The sequence below is a fragment of the Streptococcus oralis genome, assembly GCF_026782125.1.
Classification (GTDB): domain Bacteria; phylum Bacillota; class Bacilli; order Lactobacillales; family Streptococcaceae; genus Streptococcus; species Streptococcus oralis_CE.
The window spans coordinates 1-15,549 of sequence record NZ_JAKUVY010000002.1; the positions used below are offsets into that span (position 1 = coordinate 1).

Genomic DNA, 15,549 nt, shown 5'->3' on the forward strand with positions numbered 1-15,549 from the left:
TTACTCTTAAATAATAGAGCAACTACATTTGTAGCTTAAAAAACATAAAAAACCGCTATTCTCAGGATTAGCGGTTTTTTATATTTTTATAAAGTATTGTCCAGAAATGATGATTTATAAGTATGGGTTGCCTTTTCAATAAATGGGTTATATAATAGAAGTATAGTTAGAGAAGATTGGTCTGAACATTTTTATAAAGAAAAGGAGAAAAGATGGCATTAAATTTGTTTGATGTTATTCATTATGAAGGTGAGGAAACAAGGAATATACTTGCTTGGAGACATCCTAAAACGAATATCAAGATAGGAGCAACTGTAATTGTAAATCCTGGTCAGAGTGCTGTGTTCTTTTCAAATGGAAGAGCAGTAGCTACTTATGATGCTGGAAAACATAAGATTGAAGGAAATGATATTCAGACAGCTTCAGGAATAAAAAACTTTCTAAGTGGAAGTCTTTCATCTGACTCATCATTTTTGTGGTTTGTAAACACGTACGATTTACAACCGATTGGGTGGGGAACTTCTTCACCTATAATGGTTCGAGATCCAGAAAGTGATATTCCTGTTGAATTGAAAATACATGGGAATTTTATTCCTCGAATTGTAGATTTGGAAGCTTTTATACTAGAATTTATGCCAAGTCACCCTGATCTTATAACAGTTACTATTTTACAAAATAGATTTAGACAAACTGCCAGTGGACTGATTAGTTCAGCTATTTCACAAGTAATATATAACTATAAGATTCCAATTATTGACATTGAGATGCACAGTTTTGATATAGCTGTTGGTTTGTCAGAAATTTTATCTAGCCATTTTGCTAAATATGGAATTAGTATTGAAGAATTTAACATTGAGGCTTTAAAGGTAAATCAGAATAGCAATGGATATAGAGAAATCTTTAAATTCCACAAGCAAATTTTAGAAGCCAAAAGCAAGCAGGCTAGTCGAGATATTGGAGAATATACTTATCAAGAAGAGAGACAATTTGATATTTTAGAAGAGGCAGCTAAAAATAATGATTCTACAGGAAAGCTAATGGGAGCAGGCATGAAAATCGCTATGGGACTTGGTTTAGGAGCTAAATTCGGCAACTTGGTGGATCAGATTGAAGATAGGAATTCATTTGACAAAGATGTTAATCAGCATCAAACTGACATCAAAGGAGAAACGGGCTTAGCTAATTTTTGTAACCAATGCGGGACTGCTTTTTTGGGAGGAGCAAACTTTTGTTCTAATTGTGGGCACGAAAGATAGTTCGAACCTTAGGAGAAAATAATTTTTTATACCATTCTAGTTTGAATATTATCTTTAACTTTTGGTTTTTTGTATTGTCACATTTATTTTTGATTTTATTTGGGAAATCTGGGGTTGCCAGAATTTCCCTTTTTCTTAGAAATCTGAAAACTAAGATTTTTTGTTTTCGTTTTTAGATCTTTCAAATTATGTAATTCTAAGTATGGAAATGTATGAATAAATACAATGATTCCCTGAAAAATATTAGGAAATCTTTTTAAAAGAGTAAGGGATTACTTAGACAAATTCTATGACAAGAGGATATTTTGGATGTACCAAGTATTTCGTTTATTAAGTATACTTTTTATGGGATTGACAAGTGCAACGTTTTTTATTTCTCTATTGTTCTTAACTCTATTTTTAGTACATGGTAAGCCGATTTTCTCAATATTAACTCCTATTGTTTTCTCTTTATCAGGTTTCTTTTTGTCTTCCTTTGCATTTTATAGCTTTGGTGTTTTAGAAAATATAAAAATTAAAGTCAAAGCTTTGGATGAGATATATAATGGGAAAGCTCTTTATAGAGAATATATAGCAACTAGAGGAGAAGAAAGGTGAAGCAGTATATTAAGAATAATTGGAAAACAGGCTTTCATTGGTTAATTTCAAATATAGTAATACTCTGTTTTGTGGTTTTATCACTTGCTATCTTTTCTATAGATGATGAACCAAGAATCTTTATATTGAAAAATCTTGATTTTATAATTTTAGCAAAGTTTGTTGGGATTCCTATTGTGATCAGTTTTTTATTTTTATCATTTCAGAATGTTCCCTTTTTACTAGTTGCTTTAATTATTTTATATTTATTTCGAAAAACAATTAAAGAGTCCTTTTCCTTAAAGAAATTAAAACAGAAGAATTTACTTCAAATGCTTGTTTTAATCATTTTATCATCATTTCTTGAATTTGAAAAATCTAGGGAATGGTCTATTCGATTTCTATTTCTTTTAGCTCCGTGGTATTTGTTTAGTGTGATCTCAATATTGGTAATGACTTATCGTAAGTCAAAGAGAGAAGAAGAAGTCAAGAAACGAAATCAAATACAAGCTTTATTCACCTTATTTGAAAAGCACCAGATTAACAAAAATACATATCCCGTTATTTGTCCATCATGTAGTGGTGAGAATCTGCTTGATCTAGGGCAAGGTAAATCATGTGATTATTGTGGTGCATGGTTATCTAGAAAGGAAATATAAATGAGACGCTATCGTTTAATCATTTCCAAGGTTGTTTATCCTATAGTATCTTTCATATGTATTCTTTCGGGCTTGAAATTTTATCAGTCCATAGATAAGGAAATAAGATGGTTATTAGGAAAAAAAGAAGGATTACTTCACGATTTCTACTTTATGTGGCTTTTAATAGTTACAATTTTGTTTATTTTATTTTTCCTGTTTTTGATTCTATCCTCTTTTTTATTCTTAAAACAGCCACGGATGAAACAATATGATAAAGCTTTGATAACAGTTCTTAAGTTTGAAGAACAAGATGAGGATGTTATTGAAATTAAAGGAAAAGAATTGCGAGATGAGTTATCTTATAAATTATCAGCAAAACGTGTTTATTGTCCTACTTGTCATAAACCTACAGATGGAGTAATTGGAACTAAATTAACTTGTGGAAATTGTGGTAAAACTTTTATAGTTTCTTGATTTGATGACATTCGTAATGAAACAATCTTAATTTTTTAAACAAATAAATTAAGGTTGTATCTAGAAATTTAGTAAGTTTATTTTCTTAAATTAACTTTTATAATACGAAAAGCAACAGCTAAACAGCTGTTGCTTTTGATAACTTTTTTAACTCTTAAACCACGCCTTGTGCAATCATAGCCTAGGCTACATTTTTAAAAGTTGTTTTAGCTGTGTTGAGGAGCTTGATAATGATGTCCTCTAGACGACCAGAGTATATGGACATCTATTCATCTGATGAGAGGGATTTTATCATCCAGATATTCATAGCTAGGTGGCCGGCGGCGTTAGAAAGTGGTTGTTGCAATGCTGTAAAACCATAGTGCTGATAGATGCTCACAGCCGTAACCAGTTCAGTAGAGGTTTCTAGATAAAGCTGTTCATAACCAGCTAGACGGGCTTCCTGGAATATCCGCTTTATCAACCTACTGGAATAACCTTTGCCACGGCAATTTTTAGTGACATACAGTTTTTGTAATTCAGCAATCTTATCAGACACAGGTGCAAAGCCACCGCAGCCAACCAGCTGATCTTCATCTTCCAGAACAAAGTAAGCTGCTCTCTCTTGCTGTTGATAATAGTCGGCCAAATGATCTAGATGAGAATCAAAGTAGACAGTTCCTGGTTTGTCAAGCCCGAATTCTTCAAGGCTAGCTCTAATGAGTTGTGCTACAGCTGGATTGTCTCTCACTTCCATTGACCGTAAGTTCATCATTTGTCCTCCGATAGGATGTATCGACTAATTAAACAATACCTTGCGCAATCATAGCATTGGCTACGTTTTCGAAGGCAGCGATATTTGCTCCTGCAAGGTAGTCAGTTCCAAGACCGTATGTTTCAGCAGTTGTTTTAGCTGTGTTGAAGATGTTTGTCATGATGTCTTTGAGGCGTCCATCAACTTCTTCACGGGTCCATGAAAGGCGAAGGCTGTTTTGACTCATTTCAAGCGCTGATACAGCTACACCACCAGCGTTGGCAGCTTTGGCAGGTCCGTAAAGGATTCCGTTTTCTTTGTAGACTTTAATCGCATCAAGGTCACTAGGCATGTTGGCACCTTCTGATACGCAGATAACTCCTTGAGCAACCAAACGTTTAGCTGCGTCACCATTGATTTCGTTTTGAGTCGCACATGGAAGAGCGATGTCGTAGTTCCCAGCGTAAGTCCAGACAGAACCTTCATGGTAAGTAGCAGAAGCTTTTTCAGCTGCATACTCAGTCAAACGAGTACGGCGTTTTTCTTTAACATCAACCAAAAGATCAAAGTCGATACCGTTTTCATCGATGACATAACCGTTTGAGTCAGATACAGAGATAACAGTTGCACCGAGTTCAGTCGCTTTTTGAAGAGCGTATTGAGCTACGTTACCAGAACCTGAAATGACCACTTTCTTACCAGCAAAACTGTTACCATTAGCTTTGAGCATTTCTTCAGTATAGTAAACCAAACCATAACCAGTTGCTTCTGGACGAATCAAGCTACCACCAAATCCAAGAGGTTTACCAGTCAAGACACCCGCATCAAATTGATTAAGACGTTTGTATTGTCCGTAAAGGTAACCAATTTCACGTCCACCAACACCGATATCACCGGCAGGTACGTCAAGAGATGGTCCGATGTATTTTTGCAATTCAGTCATAAAGCTTTGGCAGAAGCGCATCACTTCAGCATCAGTCTTCCCTTTAGGATCGAAGTCTGATCCACCTTTACCTCCACCAATTGGAAGTCCAGTTAAGACGTTTTTAAAGATTTGTTCGAAGCCAAGGAATTTCAAGATCCCTTGGTTTACAGTGGGGTGGAAACGAAGGCCGCCTTTATATGGTCCAACAGCTGAGTTGAATTGAACACGGTAACCACGGTTGACTTGTACTTTACCTTCACGGTCAACCCAAGGAACACGGAAAGAAATCACGCGCTCAGGCTCAGTGATACGTGCCAAGATGTTTTCTTCGATATACTCAGGGTGTTTTTCAAATACAGGTTCCAAAGTGCTGAAGAATTCTTCAACCGCCTGGAGAAATTCAGCCTCATGCCCGTTACGAGCTTTCACAGTTGCAAACACGCTTTGGATATAGTCTTTAGCAGATGTCATATCGTTCTCCTTTTTGTTGTTATATTTTATTACATGAGCCATTATAGCAGAATTTTTTTTGAGTGTAAAGAAAAAACAGAAATTTTCAAAAAATTCTTTCAATTTATAAAACCGAACGTTTTATATAGAAATTAGTTTCTCAAAGAGAAAATCTTAAAGTATGGTATAATATTAGAAATAAAAGGAATCTGGAGGATCAGAATCATGGTATCAACGAAAACACAAATAGCTGGATTTGAGTTTGACAATTGCTTGATGAATGCAGCGGGTGTGGCTTGTATGACGATAGAAGAGCTTGAAGGGGTCAAAAACTCAGCGGCAGGTACTTTTGTTACGAAGACTGCGACCTTGGACTTCCGTCAGGGAAATCCTGAACCACGTTACCAGGATGTTCCACTTGGTTCTATCAACTCCATGGGCTTGCCAAATAATGGCTTAGACTACTATCTGGACTATCTTTTGGACTTGCAGGAAAAAGAGCCAAACCATACTTTCTTCCTATCTCTGGTTGGCATGTCTCCAGAAGAAACACATACCATCTTGAAAAAAGTTCAAGAGAGTGAGTTCAAAGGACTGACAGAGCTTAATCTCTCTTGTCCAAATGTTCCAGGAAAACCTCAGATTGCCTATGATTTTGAGACAACAGACCGTATCTTGTCTGAAGTATTTGCCTACTTTACCAAACCTCTTGGGATCAAATTGCCACCTTATTTTGATATTGTCCACTTTGACCAAGCGGCTGCTATTTTCAACAAATATCCGCTCAAGTTTGTTAACTGTGTTAACTCTATCGGAAACGGCCTTTATATAGAAGATGAGTCGGTTGTTATTCGCCCTAAAAATGGTTTTGGTGGGATTGGGGGAGAGTATATCAAGCCGACTGCTCTTGCTAATGTGCACGCCTTTTTCCAACGTTTAAATCCGCAAATCAAAATCATCGGAACAGGTGGCGTTCTGACGGGTCGTGATGCCTTTGAACACATCCTCTGCGGTGCTAGCATGGTGCAAGTAGGGACCACCCTACACAAAGAAGGTGTCGGTGCTTTTGAACGTATTACCAATGAACTAAAAGCAATCATGGCAGAAAAAGGTTATGAGAACCTAGAAGATTTCCGTGGGAAATTGCGCTATATTGATTAAAGTTAGAAAAAAATCAGAAGAAAGGAGAGAAGATGCTTGCCATTGAAGACAGTCAGAAGTTGACTTTATCAAGTCTATCTAGCTTGAACTTATTTACAGGGACAGACCAGGGCCAGTTTGAAGTTATGAAGAGTCAAGTGTTGAAGCAGATTGGTTATGATCCAGCTGATCTCAACTTTGCCTACTTTGATATGAAAGAAGTAGTCTATAAGGATGTGGAACTGGAGCTGGTTAGTCTTCCTTTCTTTGCGGATGAAAAAATCGTGATATTAGACCATTTTGTCGATATCACAACAGCCAAGAAACGTTTTTTAACAGATGATGAGCTCAAGTCATTTGAGGAATACCTTGATAACCCTTCGCCAACAACCAAGTTGTTGATTTTTGCTGAAGGAAAACTGGATAGCAAAAGACGGTTGGTCAAACTGCTTAAACGAGATGCGACAGTATTTGATGCTATTGAACTCAAGGAACAAGAATTGCGCCAGTATTTCCAAAAATGGAGTCAGACACAAGGTCTGCAGTTTGTGGGGCAATCCTTTGAAAATCTACTTATCAAATCTGGTTTTCAATTTAGCGAAATCCAGAAAAATCTTCTCTTTTTACAGTCTTATAAGTCAGATGGCGTGATTGAGGAGAAGGATATTGTCGAGGCTATTCCAAAGACCTTGCAAGACAATATTTTCGACTTAACTCAGTTTATTTTAGCTAAGAAGATTGATCAGGCGCGTGACTTGGTTAGAGATTTGACCTTGCAAGGGGAGGACGAAATCAAGCTCATAGCTGTCATGTTAGGACAGTTTCGAACCTTTACTCAAGTGAAGATTTTATCAGAGACTGGTCAGACGGAATCGCAGATTGCAAGCAGTCTGGGAACTTACTTGGGGCGCAATCCTAATCCTTATCAAATCAAGTTTGCACTGAGAGATTCGAGAGGGATTTCCTTAGGTTTTCTCAAGCGAGCGATTTCTTATTTGATCGAAACAGACTACCAGATTAAGACAGGGGTCTATGAAAAAGGGTACTTGTTTGAAAAGGCACTTTTGCAGATCGCGACAGAAGCAAATTGAGCAAAAAACTTGAAAAAAGAGGATGATTGCGTTATCATTTTCATATAGAAAGAAAAAGAGGTATTACAGATGGCTATTATCTTACCAGACCTTCCATACGCATATGACGCTTTGGAACCATACATCGATGCAGAAACAATGCACTTGCACCATGACAAACACCATCAAACCTACGTCAACAATGCAAATGCAGCTCTTGAAAAACACCCTGAAATCGGTGAAGACCTTGAAGCTTTGCTTGCTGATGTAGAATCTATCCCAGCTGATATCCGCCAAGCGCTTATCAACAACGGTGGTGGACACTTGAACCACGCTCTTTTCTGGGAATTGATGACTCCTGAAAAGACTGCTCCTTCAGCAGAACTTGCAGCAGCAATCGATGCAACATTTGGTTCATTTGAAGAGTTCCAAGCAGCCTTTACAGCAGCAGCTACAACTCGCTTTGGTTCTGGCTGGGCATGGTTGGTTGTCAACAAAGAAGGGAAGCTTGAAGTGACTTCTACAGCCAACCAAGACACACCAATCTCAGAAGGTAAAAAACCAATCTTGGGCTTGGACGTTTGGGAACATGCTTACTACGTGAAATACCGCAACGTGCGTCCTGACTACATCAAAGCTTTCTTCTCAGTGATTAACTGGAACAAAGTAGACGAGCTTTACGCAGCAGCTAAATAATAAAATATGGAGGGAAGAATTGTTCTTCTCTTTTTAAGGTTATAAAGCAGCAGTCTGACAGAATCGTCAGACTTTTTTCATTTTCAGGATATTCGTGCCAACTTGTAGAAAATATGGTAAAATAGAGTGTTAAGTAATCACGGAAAAGGAAGACTATGCGTAAAGAAATTGCACCTGAATTATACAATTATAACAAGTTTCCTGGCCCAGAATTTCAGGTAAATGGGGATAAGGTTGAGACTGAAGGGATTGCTTTTACCTTGGTTGAAAATATCAAGGATGCCTTCGATGTGACCGTCTTTAATCAACGCTTCTCAGAAGTGTTGACCAAGTTTGATTATGTCGTGGGGGACTGGAGCAATGAACAGCTTCGCCTACGCGGTTTTTACAAAGACGATCGAACTGAGGAAAAAATTGAAAAAATCAGTCGCTTACAGGATTATCTTTTAGAGTATTGTAGTTATGGTTGTGCTTATTTTGTCCTAGAAAACCAAGCACCTAAGCGTGCGTCGTTTGACAAGAAAATGCGTAAAAAGGAAGAGGAAAACCTTCCTAGAAGAGGAAAGAAACCTTCGCAAAACAAGAGAAAACCAAATGCGGATAAGAGAAATAGACGTCGTCATAAGGACCAAAAGTCTCAGAAAGAGGACAAGGGACAGCGCCATTTTGTCATTCGTCAGAAATAGATAGAGAATAAGGAGAAGAGATGAAACCGTCTATTTATAGTTTAACACGTCAAGCCATGCAAGAATGGGTATTAGAACAAGGAGAAAAGAAATTCCGAGCAGATCAGATCTGGGAATGGCTCTACCGTAAACGTGTCCAGTCATTTGAAGAAATGACCAACCTTTCCAAGGGTTTGATTGCCAAGCTCAATGAGCAGTTTGTCGTAAATCCTTTGAAACAACGAATTGTACAAGAGTCAGCTGACGGTACTGTTAAGTATCTTTTTGAGTTGCCAGATGGTATGTTGATTGAAACCGTACTGATGCGTCAACACTACGGGCTGTCAGTCTGTGTGACCACTCAGGTCGGTTGTAATATCGGTTGTACCTTCTGTGCATCAGGCTTGATCAAGAAGCAACGTGACCTTAATAACGGTGAAATTGTAGCGCAGATCATGTTGGTTCAGAAATACTTTGATGAGCGTGGGCAGGACGAACGTGTCAGCCATATCGTTGTCATGGGAATTGGTGAACCATTTGATAACTACAACAATGTTTTGAATTTTGTCCGTACCATCAATGATGACAAGGGGATGGCTATCGGTGCTCGTCACATCACAGTTTCAACTTCAGGTTTGGCCCATAAAATTCGTGATTTTGCTAATGAAGGCGTACAGGTTAATCTGGCTGTTTCCCTTCACGCACCTAATAATGAATTGCGCTCAAGCATCATGAAAATTAACCGTGCCTTTCCGATTGAAAAACTCTTTGCTGCTATTGAGTACTATATCGAAACAACCAATCGCCGTGTGACCTTTGAATACATCATGCTCAATGAAGTCAACGACGGAGTAGAACAAGCCTTGGAATTGGCTGAGTTGCTCAAGAACATCAAGAAATTATCATACGTCAACTTGATTCCTTATAACCCAGTTAGTGAACATGACCAATATAGCCGTAGTCCTAAAGAGCGCGTGATGGCCTTCTACGATACCCTCAAGAAAAAAGGGGTCAACTGTGTTGTTCGTCAAGAACATGGTACTGATATTGATGCAGCTTGTGGACAATTGCGCTCCAATACAATGAAACGTGACCGCCAGAAGGCAGTCGCAGCGGTAAATCCATAAAATGACTAGAAAAAGAGAATTAATCTTGAAATTGGGAGTGGCTATTTACAGTCTTTGCATTGCCTGTTTTTGTTTTACTCCCCAGCCTCAACTTCCTACAGGAGTGGAAACTCCAGGTATTCAAACTTTTGGACGCCTGGTTTTTCTTTTAACTCCCTTAAACTCCCTGTGGAATCTAGGTGAAGTGACCAGTTTGGGACAAGTTATTTGGATCTTTTTGCAGAACATTTTAAATGTCTTCTTGCTCTTCCCTCTGGTCTTTCAACTGCTCTACCTCTGTCCAAACTTACGAAAAACGAAAAAAATCGTATTTCTCAGTTTTCTTCTGAGCTTAGGAATTGAATGTACGCAGCTGGTCTTAGATTTTTTCTTCGACTTTAATCGCGTCTTTGAGATTGATGATTTGTGGACCAATGCCCTAGGAGGCTATTTGGCTTGGCTCCTCTATAAAGGATTGCATAAAAACAAGATAAGGAATTAGAATGAGTATTTTAGAAGTTAAAAATTTGAGTCATGGTTTTGGTGACCGTGCAATTTTTGAAGATGTGTCTTTCCGTCTCCTCAAGGGAGAGCATATCGGCTTAGTCGGTGCCAATGGTGAAGGAAAATCAACCTTTATGAGCATCGTGACAGGTAAGATGTTGCCAGATGAAGGGAAGGTGGAGTGGTCCAAATATGTGACTGCTGGCTATCTGGATCAGCACGCTGTGCTAAAGGAAGGTCAAACCGTGCGTGATGTCTTGCGTACAGCCTTTGATGAGCTTTTCAAAGCAGAAGCACGTATCAATGACCTCTATATGGAAATGGCTGAAGACGGAGCGGATATTGACGCGCTGATGGAAGAAGTAGGAGAGCTCCAAGACCGTTTGGAGAGTCGTGATTTCTATACCTTGGATGCTAAGATTGATGAAGTAGCGCGTGCTCTCGGTGTCATGGACTATGGCATGGATACAGATGTAACAGCCTTATCAGGTGGACAAAGAACCAAGGTGCTTTTGGCTAAACTCCTCCTCGAAAAGCCAGATATTTTGCTGCTTGACGAGCCAACCAACTACTTGGATGCTGAACACATTGACTGGCTCAAGCGTTATCTCCAAAACTATGAAAATGCCTTTGTCCTTATTTCGCATGATATTCCTTTCCTCAACGACGTAATCAATATCGTCTATCATGTTGAAAATCAACAATTGACTCGCTATTCTGGTGACTACTACCAGTTCCAAGAAGTCTATGCTATGAAGAAATCTCAGTTAGAAGCGGCCTATGAACGTCAACAGAAAGAGATTGCAGACCTCAAGGATTTCGTGGCTCGAAACAAAGCGCGTGTTGCAACGCGTAATATGGCCATGTCCCGTCAAAAGAAACTGGACAAGATGGACATCATCGAACTGCAAAGCGAGAAACCAAAGCCGTCCTTTGATTTCAAACCAGCTCGTACACCTGGGCGCTTTATCTTCCAAGCCAAGGACTTGCAGATTGGTTATGACCGTCCCCTTACCAAACCCTTAAATCTTACTTTTGAACGCAATCAAAAGGTTGCTATCATTGGAGCAAATGGTATCGGGAAAACAACCCTCTTGAAGTCTCTCTTGGGTATTATCCCACCAATCGCTGGAGAAGTTGAACGTGGTGATTACCTAGAACTTGGTTATTTTGAGCAAGAAGTAGAAGGTGGCAATCGTCAAACACCTCTAGAAGCGGTCTGGAACGCCTTTCCAGCACTCAATCAGGCAGAGGTTCGTGCAGCCCTTGCTCGTTGTGGTTTGACAACTAAGCATATCGAAAGCCAGATTCAGGTCTTATCAGGTGGGGAACAAGCCAAGGTGCGTTTCTGTCTCTTGATGAATCGAGAAAATAACGTCTTAGTGCTGGACGAGCCGACCAACCACCTAGATGTGGATGCTAAGGAAGAACTCAAACGGGCGCTTAAAGAATACAAAGGAAGCATTCTTATGGTTTGTCACGAACCAAACTTTTATGAAGGCTGGATGGACCAAATCTGGGACTTTAACAAGCTAACTTAAAAGCACTAAAAAGGCCAAGTCGAAATGACTTGGCTTTTTTGACTAGTAATTTAAAAAGCTTTCAACTTCAGATTTCTCAATTTCTTTACCGTAGTGGCAAATCGGACAAGAAACGAAGTAGCTTTTACCATAAGGGAAAAGTGGAATCCAGTAGAGGGTGAACTTGCGTCCAGTTTCTACAATCTCCCAAGTGTCAACATTGTTACAATGACCACATTCGATCGCAGTTTGCGTATGTCCCAAATCTTTCTGATAACCTTTAGAACCCCAAAATAAAATCATTTCATCGTCTCCTTATCTGTTGATGGCTTATTTTTTGCTGAAGTCGTAGTCCTTGACTACTTCGATACTGTCAATGGTGATAGCGGTAGTTGGTTTGTCTTTCTCATCTTTTTCAGCTTTGGCAATCTTGTCAACAACGTCCATGCCATCGATGACTTGACCAAAGACAGGGTGTTTGCCGTCTAGACTTGGATTTCCACCTTCTTTATAGGCTTCGATGATTTTCTTTGGATACTTGCTTGTAGGGAGTTTAGCTGAAATATCTGTTGAGTTTTGGTTGATGAAGAACTGGCTACCGTTGGTGTTTGGTTGTCCAGTGTTAGCCATAGCAAGGGCTCCTCGGATATTGTATAGGTAAGGAGAGATTTCATTTTTGAAACCAGTTCCCTTGTCCTTTGTTTTATCCTTATCATGCCAGATAGATTGGCCCCCTGTACCATCTCCCTTAGGATCTCCAGTTTGGACCAAAGAAATCAATCGTGTCAGCTTTAATGGTGCACCGGCGAAGTTTGACATTCGTAGCTGGAGTCCTGACCACACCAAGATGGGGAAAGGAATTACCCTCTCAAATGAAGAATTTCAAATCATGGTGGATGCTTTTAAGGGAGATAAGTAAACAATAAGGAGTGGGATTATCCCACTTTTTTTCATCAAAATTGAAACTATAATTACACCGAAAAAGCTAATTTGAACTAATTTAGTATAGAATATCCACAGTATTTTACAAAGGAGTTTTAAGAAAATGTGTGTTAAAATCAAAATAGTTAGATAAATTTTGTTTTAAAAGATTAATTGCTTGATAAATCAAAGAAAAACGAATATAATAATATAAATTGGTTTAGTAAAATTAGTTAAGTAATGCACAAAGTTTTAAATCTGTTTTTAGAAGATTAAGATTAAAGTGTAATATTTATATAGATAAAATTAACCTTTAGGAGGAGTTTTATATGGGAGGACTTAAGAAATCCCTGTTTTTGGGTTATTCTCGGTCGTCTGTTCATGAGGTAGTGAATGAACTCAAGTCTCAAGTAAATGAGTTGGAAATCCGTAATTCACAGTTGCTTAGAACCATTGAGGAACTTAAAGATAAAGAACTGTTTGTTTCGGAGGCTATTGTTGAGGCTAAACGTGTATCTATTGATATAATTTCAGAAGCTGAGGTTCAGTCTGAACAGTTAGTTAATGAGATGAAAACTCGCATCGAGCAATCAGTAGAAGAGCTCAAGCAGTTGGAAGTTACTAAACAAGATATTATGAACCGAACTGAATTTATCAAACATGAGTTGAAGCAACTTCTTGAGAATCAAATCACTATAATTGATAATATTGATACAGGAGGGGTTCATCATATAGAACACATTATAGATGATCTTCTATCTATTAGTCGTGAACATCTAGATAGAGCAAGTAGAATTCTTAGTCTTGAAAATTCAACTTCAGAAGACGCTATCCAAAATGGAAAATCTAATGTTTCTTACTTGACTCCTGAAAATAATAATGTGACAGATTTAAATGGACCACCTATTTTCAGTGTGGGTTCATTTTAGGAAGGTTGGTATATGCTTAACATCAATACTGTTTTTCAAGAGTTTTTTAAAAAACGTCAAATCAACCTACAAAAGGTTGATCGTGAGGATGGAAAAATATACAAGGGACGTTTATCCGTCCCAGAGGAACACTTGGTAGAATTTGCTTTTTGGATAGAAAATACAGAGGAAACTGGTGTTGCTCAGATTATTTTTAATAATCTAGCTGTATTAGAGGATCAGAATAATCGTTCGGACTTTCTTGAAAAAATCAATGAACTAAATCGCATGTATGGTTTGTATTACTATCTGGTTCTTGATGTTGATAATCGTGTTTTTGCTCGCTACGTGACCCATGTAACCTCGCAAAACTATGAGATATTATTTGATATCTTTCAAAAGGGACCACAGATTATCAGTGAAATTATTAAGGAATTAAATTAAAAGGAGTATATAATGGCAATTAATGAGAGAAAAAATCAATTCTCAATTCGTAAATTTTCTTTTGGTGCTGCCTCTGTTGTAATTGGAATCTCTGCTTTAGGCTTCGTAAATCAAACTGTCCAGGCAGAAGAATCTTCAACTATCATGGGAACTGAAGTGCTGGAAAATGAAAATAAAGTTAAAGTAATGTTGGACTTTTTTGAAAATCCTACACCAGCTATCAAGCGGGTAAATGAACAAATTGCTGAAATTAAAGAAGAAAAAGAAGTTGTTCGTAATCCAAACGACTATTCTCAAGATAGTTTCCAAAATTATACTGAAGCAGTAAAAGTAGCAGAAGCTGCTATTCCAGCAGCTGAAAAAGCTGTTGAAAAAGCTGAAGAAATTCAAGGGAAATCTGAAAAATTACGAAAAGAAATGGAAACTGTTTTGCCTCCAGAAGTTCGTAAAGATATTAACTATAACGTAGTTACCCAAGAGCAAAAACGTGCGATGAACGATCGGTTTAAAGAGATGTATTCAGAAGTTAATTACCGTACTACATATATCTCTGCAACAAAAGCGCTCAGTGACTCAAATACTAATCTAAAATCTGCAGTTAAAGCTTTGGTTGAATCAACTGCGAAGGAATTAGCTAATGATGGAACTTTTGAAGATAAAGTACCAGAAACTTCAAAAATTAAGGTTAAGAGTTTTGAAAGTTTGACTTCAGATGATCAAGGTAAAATTTCAAGTTTAATTGAAGAGCATTTTAATTTATCAGCTTTCTCACCATCATTCTCATACGATAATTCCAATGCTATTGTCACATACGAGGATAAATCGATTACACGTCTCCCGTTGACTGCGGTTGCAATTGCTGAATCTAGTTCAACTCCTACCCTAACTCCAACACCAACAGTTAAGAAAGCTATTCTTGAATCAGCGATTTCAAGGGCAACAGAGGCTCTTACGCCAGCTGATACAACTAATAAAACCGAAGATAGTGTTAAAGCTTATGAAAAGGCGCTTGTTCTCTTAGCAAATGAGAAAGCAAAGGCTGAGGCTGTCAATACCGACTCTAAATCAGATCAACCTAAGGTAGATCAAGCAGTTAAAGATTTGACTGCTGCAATTACTGCAGTCGAGTCAACAAAATCTAAGCTTATAGAGAAACCAAAACCGATTGTTGTTGAAAAAGATGAGACCAAGGTAGAAGTTAAAGCATATAAGACTATTCGTCGCGATAATGCAGACCTTGACAAAGGAACTGAAAAGATTGTTCAAGAAGGTAAAGATGGTAGTGTCACTACGGTTGAACACGTTGTCTTAGTTGATGGTGTGGAAACTGAACGCAAAGTTGTTTCAACTAATAAAATTGATGCAGTTAATCAAATTATTGAAGTAGGAACAAAAGAAGTAGTCACTCCAGTTAAACCAGTAGAACCAGTTAAACCGGTAGAACCAGTTAAACCGGTAGAACCAGTTAAACCGGTAGAACCAGTTAAACCAGTAGAACCAGTTAAACCAGTAGCTCCAGT

17 protein-coding genes and 2 pseudogenes are annotated in these 15,549 nt (G+C 38.1%); 15 read left to right on the plus strand and 4 right to left on the minus strand.

Features of this window, described 5'->3' with window-relative positions; genetic code table 11:
• The first annotated feature begins 212 nt into the window (after window positions 1–212).
• The 4 genes from MK385_RS01505 (at window position 213) to MK385_RS01520 (ending at window position 2,947) form a co-directional block, all read left to right on the plus strand.
• Window positions 213–1,256 carry an SPFH domain-containing protein gene (locus MK385_RS01505; RefSeq protein ID WP_268725097.1) on the plus strand — a complete coding sequence of 348 codons (1,044 nt, stop codon included), beginning with the start codon at window positions 213–215 and terminating at the stop codon, window positions 1,254–1,256.
• A gap of 309 nt (window positions 1,257–1,565) precedes the next feature.
• A complete protein-coding gene (locus MK385_RS01510; RefSeq protein WP_268725098.1) occupies window positions 1,566–1,853 on the plus strand; it encodes a hypothetical protein in 288 nt (95 codons plus the stop codon).
• A complete protein-coding gene (locus MK385_RS01515; protein ID WP_268725099.1) occupies window positions 1,850–2,491 on the plus strand; it encodes a hypothetical protein in 642 nt (213 codons plus the stop codon). The genes MK385_RS01510 and MK385_RS01515 overlap by 4 nt, the downstream gene beginning before the upstream one ends.
• The gene (locus MK385_RS01520) at window positions 2,492–2,947 is read left to right on the plus strand and encodes a hypothetical protein (protein WP_268725100.1); all 456 of its coding nucleotides are present in this window, start codon (window positions 2,492–2,494) and stop codon (window positions 2,945–2,947) included. It begins immediately after the preceding gene.
• 265 nt (window positions 2,948–3,212) lie between these two features.
• Here MK385_RS01520 and MK385_RS01525 read toward each other — a convergent pair whose 3' ends face one another.
• Both MK385_RS01525 and gdhA read right to left on the minus strand, forming a co-directional pair.
• On the minus strand, window positions 3,213–3,698 hold the full coding sequence (locus MK385_RS01525; protein WP_268725279.1) for a GNAT family N-acetyltransferase: 486 nt from the start codon (window positions 3,696–3,698) through the stop codon (window positions 3,213–3,215).
• Window positions 3,699–3,729: 31 nt separating this feature from the next.
• The gene (gene gdhA, locus MK385_RS01530) at window positions 3,730–5,076 is read right to left on the minus strand and encodes an NADP-specific glutamate dehydrogenase (RefSeq protein ID WP_268725101.1); all 1,347 of its coding nucleotides are present in this window, start codon (window positions 5,074–5,076) and stop codon (window positions 3,730–3,732) included.
• Between the two features lie 204 nt (window positions 5,077–5,280).
• Between gdhA and MK385_RS01535 the strand changes: the two genes are divergently transcribed.
• The 7 genes from MK385_RS01535 to MK385_RS01565 all read left to right on the plus strand — a co-directional run bounded on the left by MK385_RS01535 (window position 5,281) and on the right by MK385_RS01565 (window position 11,777).
• Window positions 5,281–6,216 carry a dihydroorotate oxidase gene (locus MK385_RS01535; protein ID WP_268725102.1) on the plus strand — a complete coding sequence of 312 codons (936 nt, stop codon included), beginning with the start codon at window positions 5,281–5,283 and terminating at the stop codon, window positions 6,214–6,216.
• Between the two features lie 32 nt (window positions 6,217–6,248).
• Complete coding sequence (holA, locus tag MK385_RS01540) at window positions 6,249–7,286, plus strand: DNA polymerase III subunit delta (protein ID WP_268725103.1); 1,038 nt, start codon at window positions 6,249–6,251, stop codon at window positions 7,284–7,286.
• Window positions 7,287–7,355: 69 nt separating this feature from the next.
• The gene (sodA, locus tag MK385_RS01545) at window positions 7,356–7,961 is read left to right on the plus strand and encodes a superoxide dismutase SodA (RefSeq protein ID WP_000974733.1); all 606 of its coding nucleotides are present in this window, start codon (window positions 7,356–7,358) and stop codon (window positions 7,959–7,961) included.
• A 155-nt stretch (window positions 7,962–8,116) separates the two neighbouring features.
• Window positions 8,117–8,647, plus strand: coding sequence for a YutD family protein (locus MK385_RS01550; protein WP_084948782.1), 531 nt, complete (start codon window positions 8,117–8,119; stop codon window positions 8,645–8,647).
• A gap of 20 nt (window positions 8,648–8,667) precedes the next feature.
• The gene (gene rlmN / locus MK385_RS01555) at window positions 8,668–9,753 is read left to right on the plus strand and encodes a dual-specificity RNA methyltransferase RlmN (RefSeq protein ID WP_000804754.1); all 1,086 of its coding nucleotides are present in this window, start codon (window positions 8,668–8,670) and stop codon (window positions 9,751–9,753) included.
• A gap of 1 nt (window position 9,754) precedes the next feature.
• Complete coding sequence (locus MK385_RS01560) at window positions 9,755–10,234, plus strand: VanZ family protein (RefSeq protein ID WP_268725104.1); 480 nt, start codon at window positions 9,755–9,757, stop codon at window positions 10,232–10,234.
• Window position 10,235: 1 nt separating this feature from the next.
• Window positions 10,236–11,777, plus strand: coding sequence for an ABC-F family ATP-binding cassette domain-containing protein (locus MK385_RS01565; protein ID WP_268725105.1), 1,542 nt, complete (start codon window positions 10,236–10,238; stop codon window positions 11,775–11,777).
• Between the two features lie 42 nt (window positions 11,778–11,819).
• On the opposite strand, the gene MK385_RS01570 is transcribed toward MK385_RS01565, so the two are convergent.
• Together MK385_RS01570 and MK385_RS01575 are read right to left on the minus strand one after the other, a co-directional pair.
• Window positions 11,820–12,059: a zinc-ribbon domain-containing protein gene (locus MK385_RS01570; protein WP_000600215.1), complete on the minus strand. Its 240-nt coding sequence runs from the start codon at window positions 12,057–12,059 to the stop codon at window positions 11,820–11,822.
• Window positions 12,060–12,086: 27 nt separating this feature from the next.
• Window positions 12,087–12,527: pseudogene (locus MK385_RS01575) on the minus strand (peptidylprolyl isomerase); the annotation flags it as partial.
• Here MK385_RS01575 and MK385_RS01580 point away from each other — a divergent pair.
• The 4 genes and pseudogenes from MK385_RS01580 to MK385_RS01595 form a co-directional block, all read left to right on the plus strand.
• Window positions 12,520–12,675, plus strand: a pseudogene (locus MK385_RS01580) (YdbC family protein); the annotation flags it as partial. The pseudogenes MK385_RS01575 and MK385_RS01580 sit on opposite strands and share 8 nt — an antisense overlap.
• A gap of 331 nt (window positions 12,676–13,006) precedes the next feature.
• Entirely contained in the window at window positions 13,007–13,606 is a 600-nt protein-coding gene (locus MK385_RS01585; protein WP_268725106.1) for a hypothetical protein, read from the plus strand.
• A 12-nt stretch (window positions 13,607–13,618) separates the two neighbouring features.
• Complete coding sequence (locus tag MK385_RS01590; protein WP_268725107.1) at window positions 13,619–14,029, plus strand: hypothetical protein; 411 nt, start codon at window positions 13,619–13,621, stop codon at window positions 14,027–14,029.
• Between the two features lie 12 nt (window positions 14,030–14,041).
• Window positions 14,042–15,549 (plus strand): G5 domain-containing protein (locus tag MK385_RS01595; protein ID WP_268725108.1); only part of this gene is annotated, 1,508 nt, incomplete at its 3' end.

Excerpts from the sequence above, each read along its gene's own strand:
- MK385_RS01505 (WP_268725097.1), top strand. The coding sequence starts at position 213 with ATGGCATTAAATTTGTTTGATGTTATTCATTATGAAGGTGAGGAAACA.
- MK385_RS01510 (WP_268725098.1), top strand. The coding sequence starts at position 1,566 with ATGTACCAAGTATTTCGTTTATTAAGTATACTTTTTATGGGATTGACA.
- MK385_RS01520 (WP_268725100.1), top strand. The coding sequence starts at position 2,492 with ATGAGACGCTATCGTTTAATCATTTCCAAGGTTGTTTATCCTATAGTA.
- MK385_RS01525 (WP_268725279.1), bottom strand. The coding sequence starts at position 3,698 with ATGAACTTACGGTCAATGGAAGTGAGAGACAATCCAGCTGTAGCACAA.
- gdhA (WP_268725101.1), bottom strand. The coding sequence starts at position 5,076 with ATGACATCTGCTAAAGACTATATCCAAAGCGTGTTTGCAACTGTGAAA.
- MK385_RS01535 (WP_268725102.1), top strand. The coding sequence starts at position 5,281 with ATGGTATCAACGAAAACACAAATAGCTGGATTTGAGTTTGACAATTGC.
- holA (WP_268725103.1), top strand. The coding sequence starts at position 6,249 with ATGCTTGCCATTGAAGACAGTCAGAAGTTGACTTTATCAAGTCTATCT.
- sodA (WP_000974733.1), top strand. The coding sequence starts at position 7,356 with ATGGCTATTATCTTACCAGACCTTCCATACGCATATGACGCTTTGGAA.
- MK385_RS01550 (WP_084948782.1), top strand. The coding sequence starts at position 8,117 with ATGCGTAAAGAAATTGCACCTGAATTATACAATTATAACAAGTTTCCT.
- rlmN (WP_000804754.1), top strand. The coding sequence starts at position 8,668 with ATGAAACCGTCTATTTATAGTTTAACACGTCAAGCCATGCAAGAATGG.
- MK385_RS01560 (WP_268725104.1), top strand. The coding sequence starts at position 9,755 with ATGACTAGAAAAAGAGAATTAATCTTGAAATTGGGAGTGGCTATTTAC.
- MK385_RS01565 (WP_268725105.1), top strand. The coding sequence starts at position 10,236 with ATGAGTATTTTAGAAGTTAAAAATTTGAGTCATGGTTTTGGTGACCGT.
- MK385_RS01570 (WP_000600215.1), bottom strand. The coding sequence starts at position 12,059 with ATGATTTTATTTTGGGGTTCTAAAGGTTATCAGAAAGATTTGGGACAT.
- MK385_RS01585 (WP_268725106.1), top strand. The coding sequence starts at position 13,007 with ATGGGAGGACTTAAGAAATCCCTGTTTTTGGGTTATTCTCGGTCGTCT.
- MK385_RS01590 (WP_268725107.1), top strand. The coding sequence starts at position 13,619 with ATGCTTAACATCAATACTGTTTTTCAAGAGTTTTTTAAAAAACGTCAA.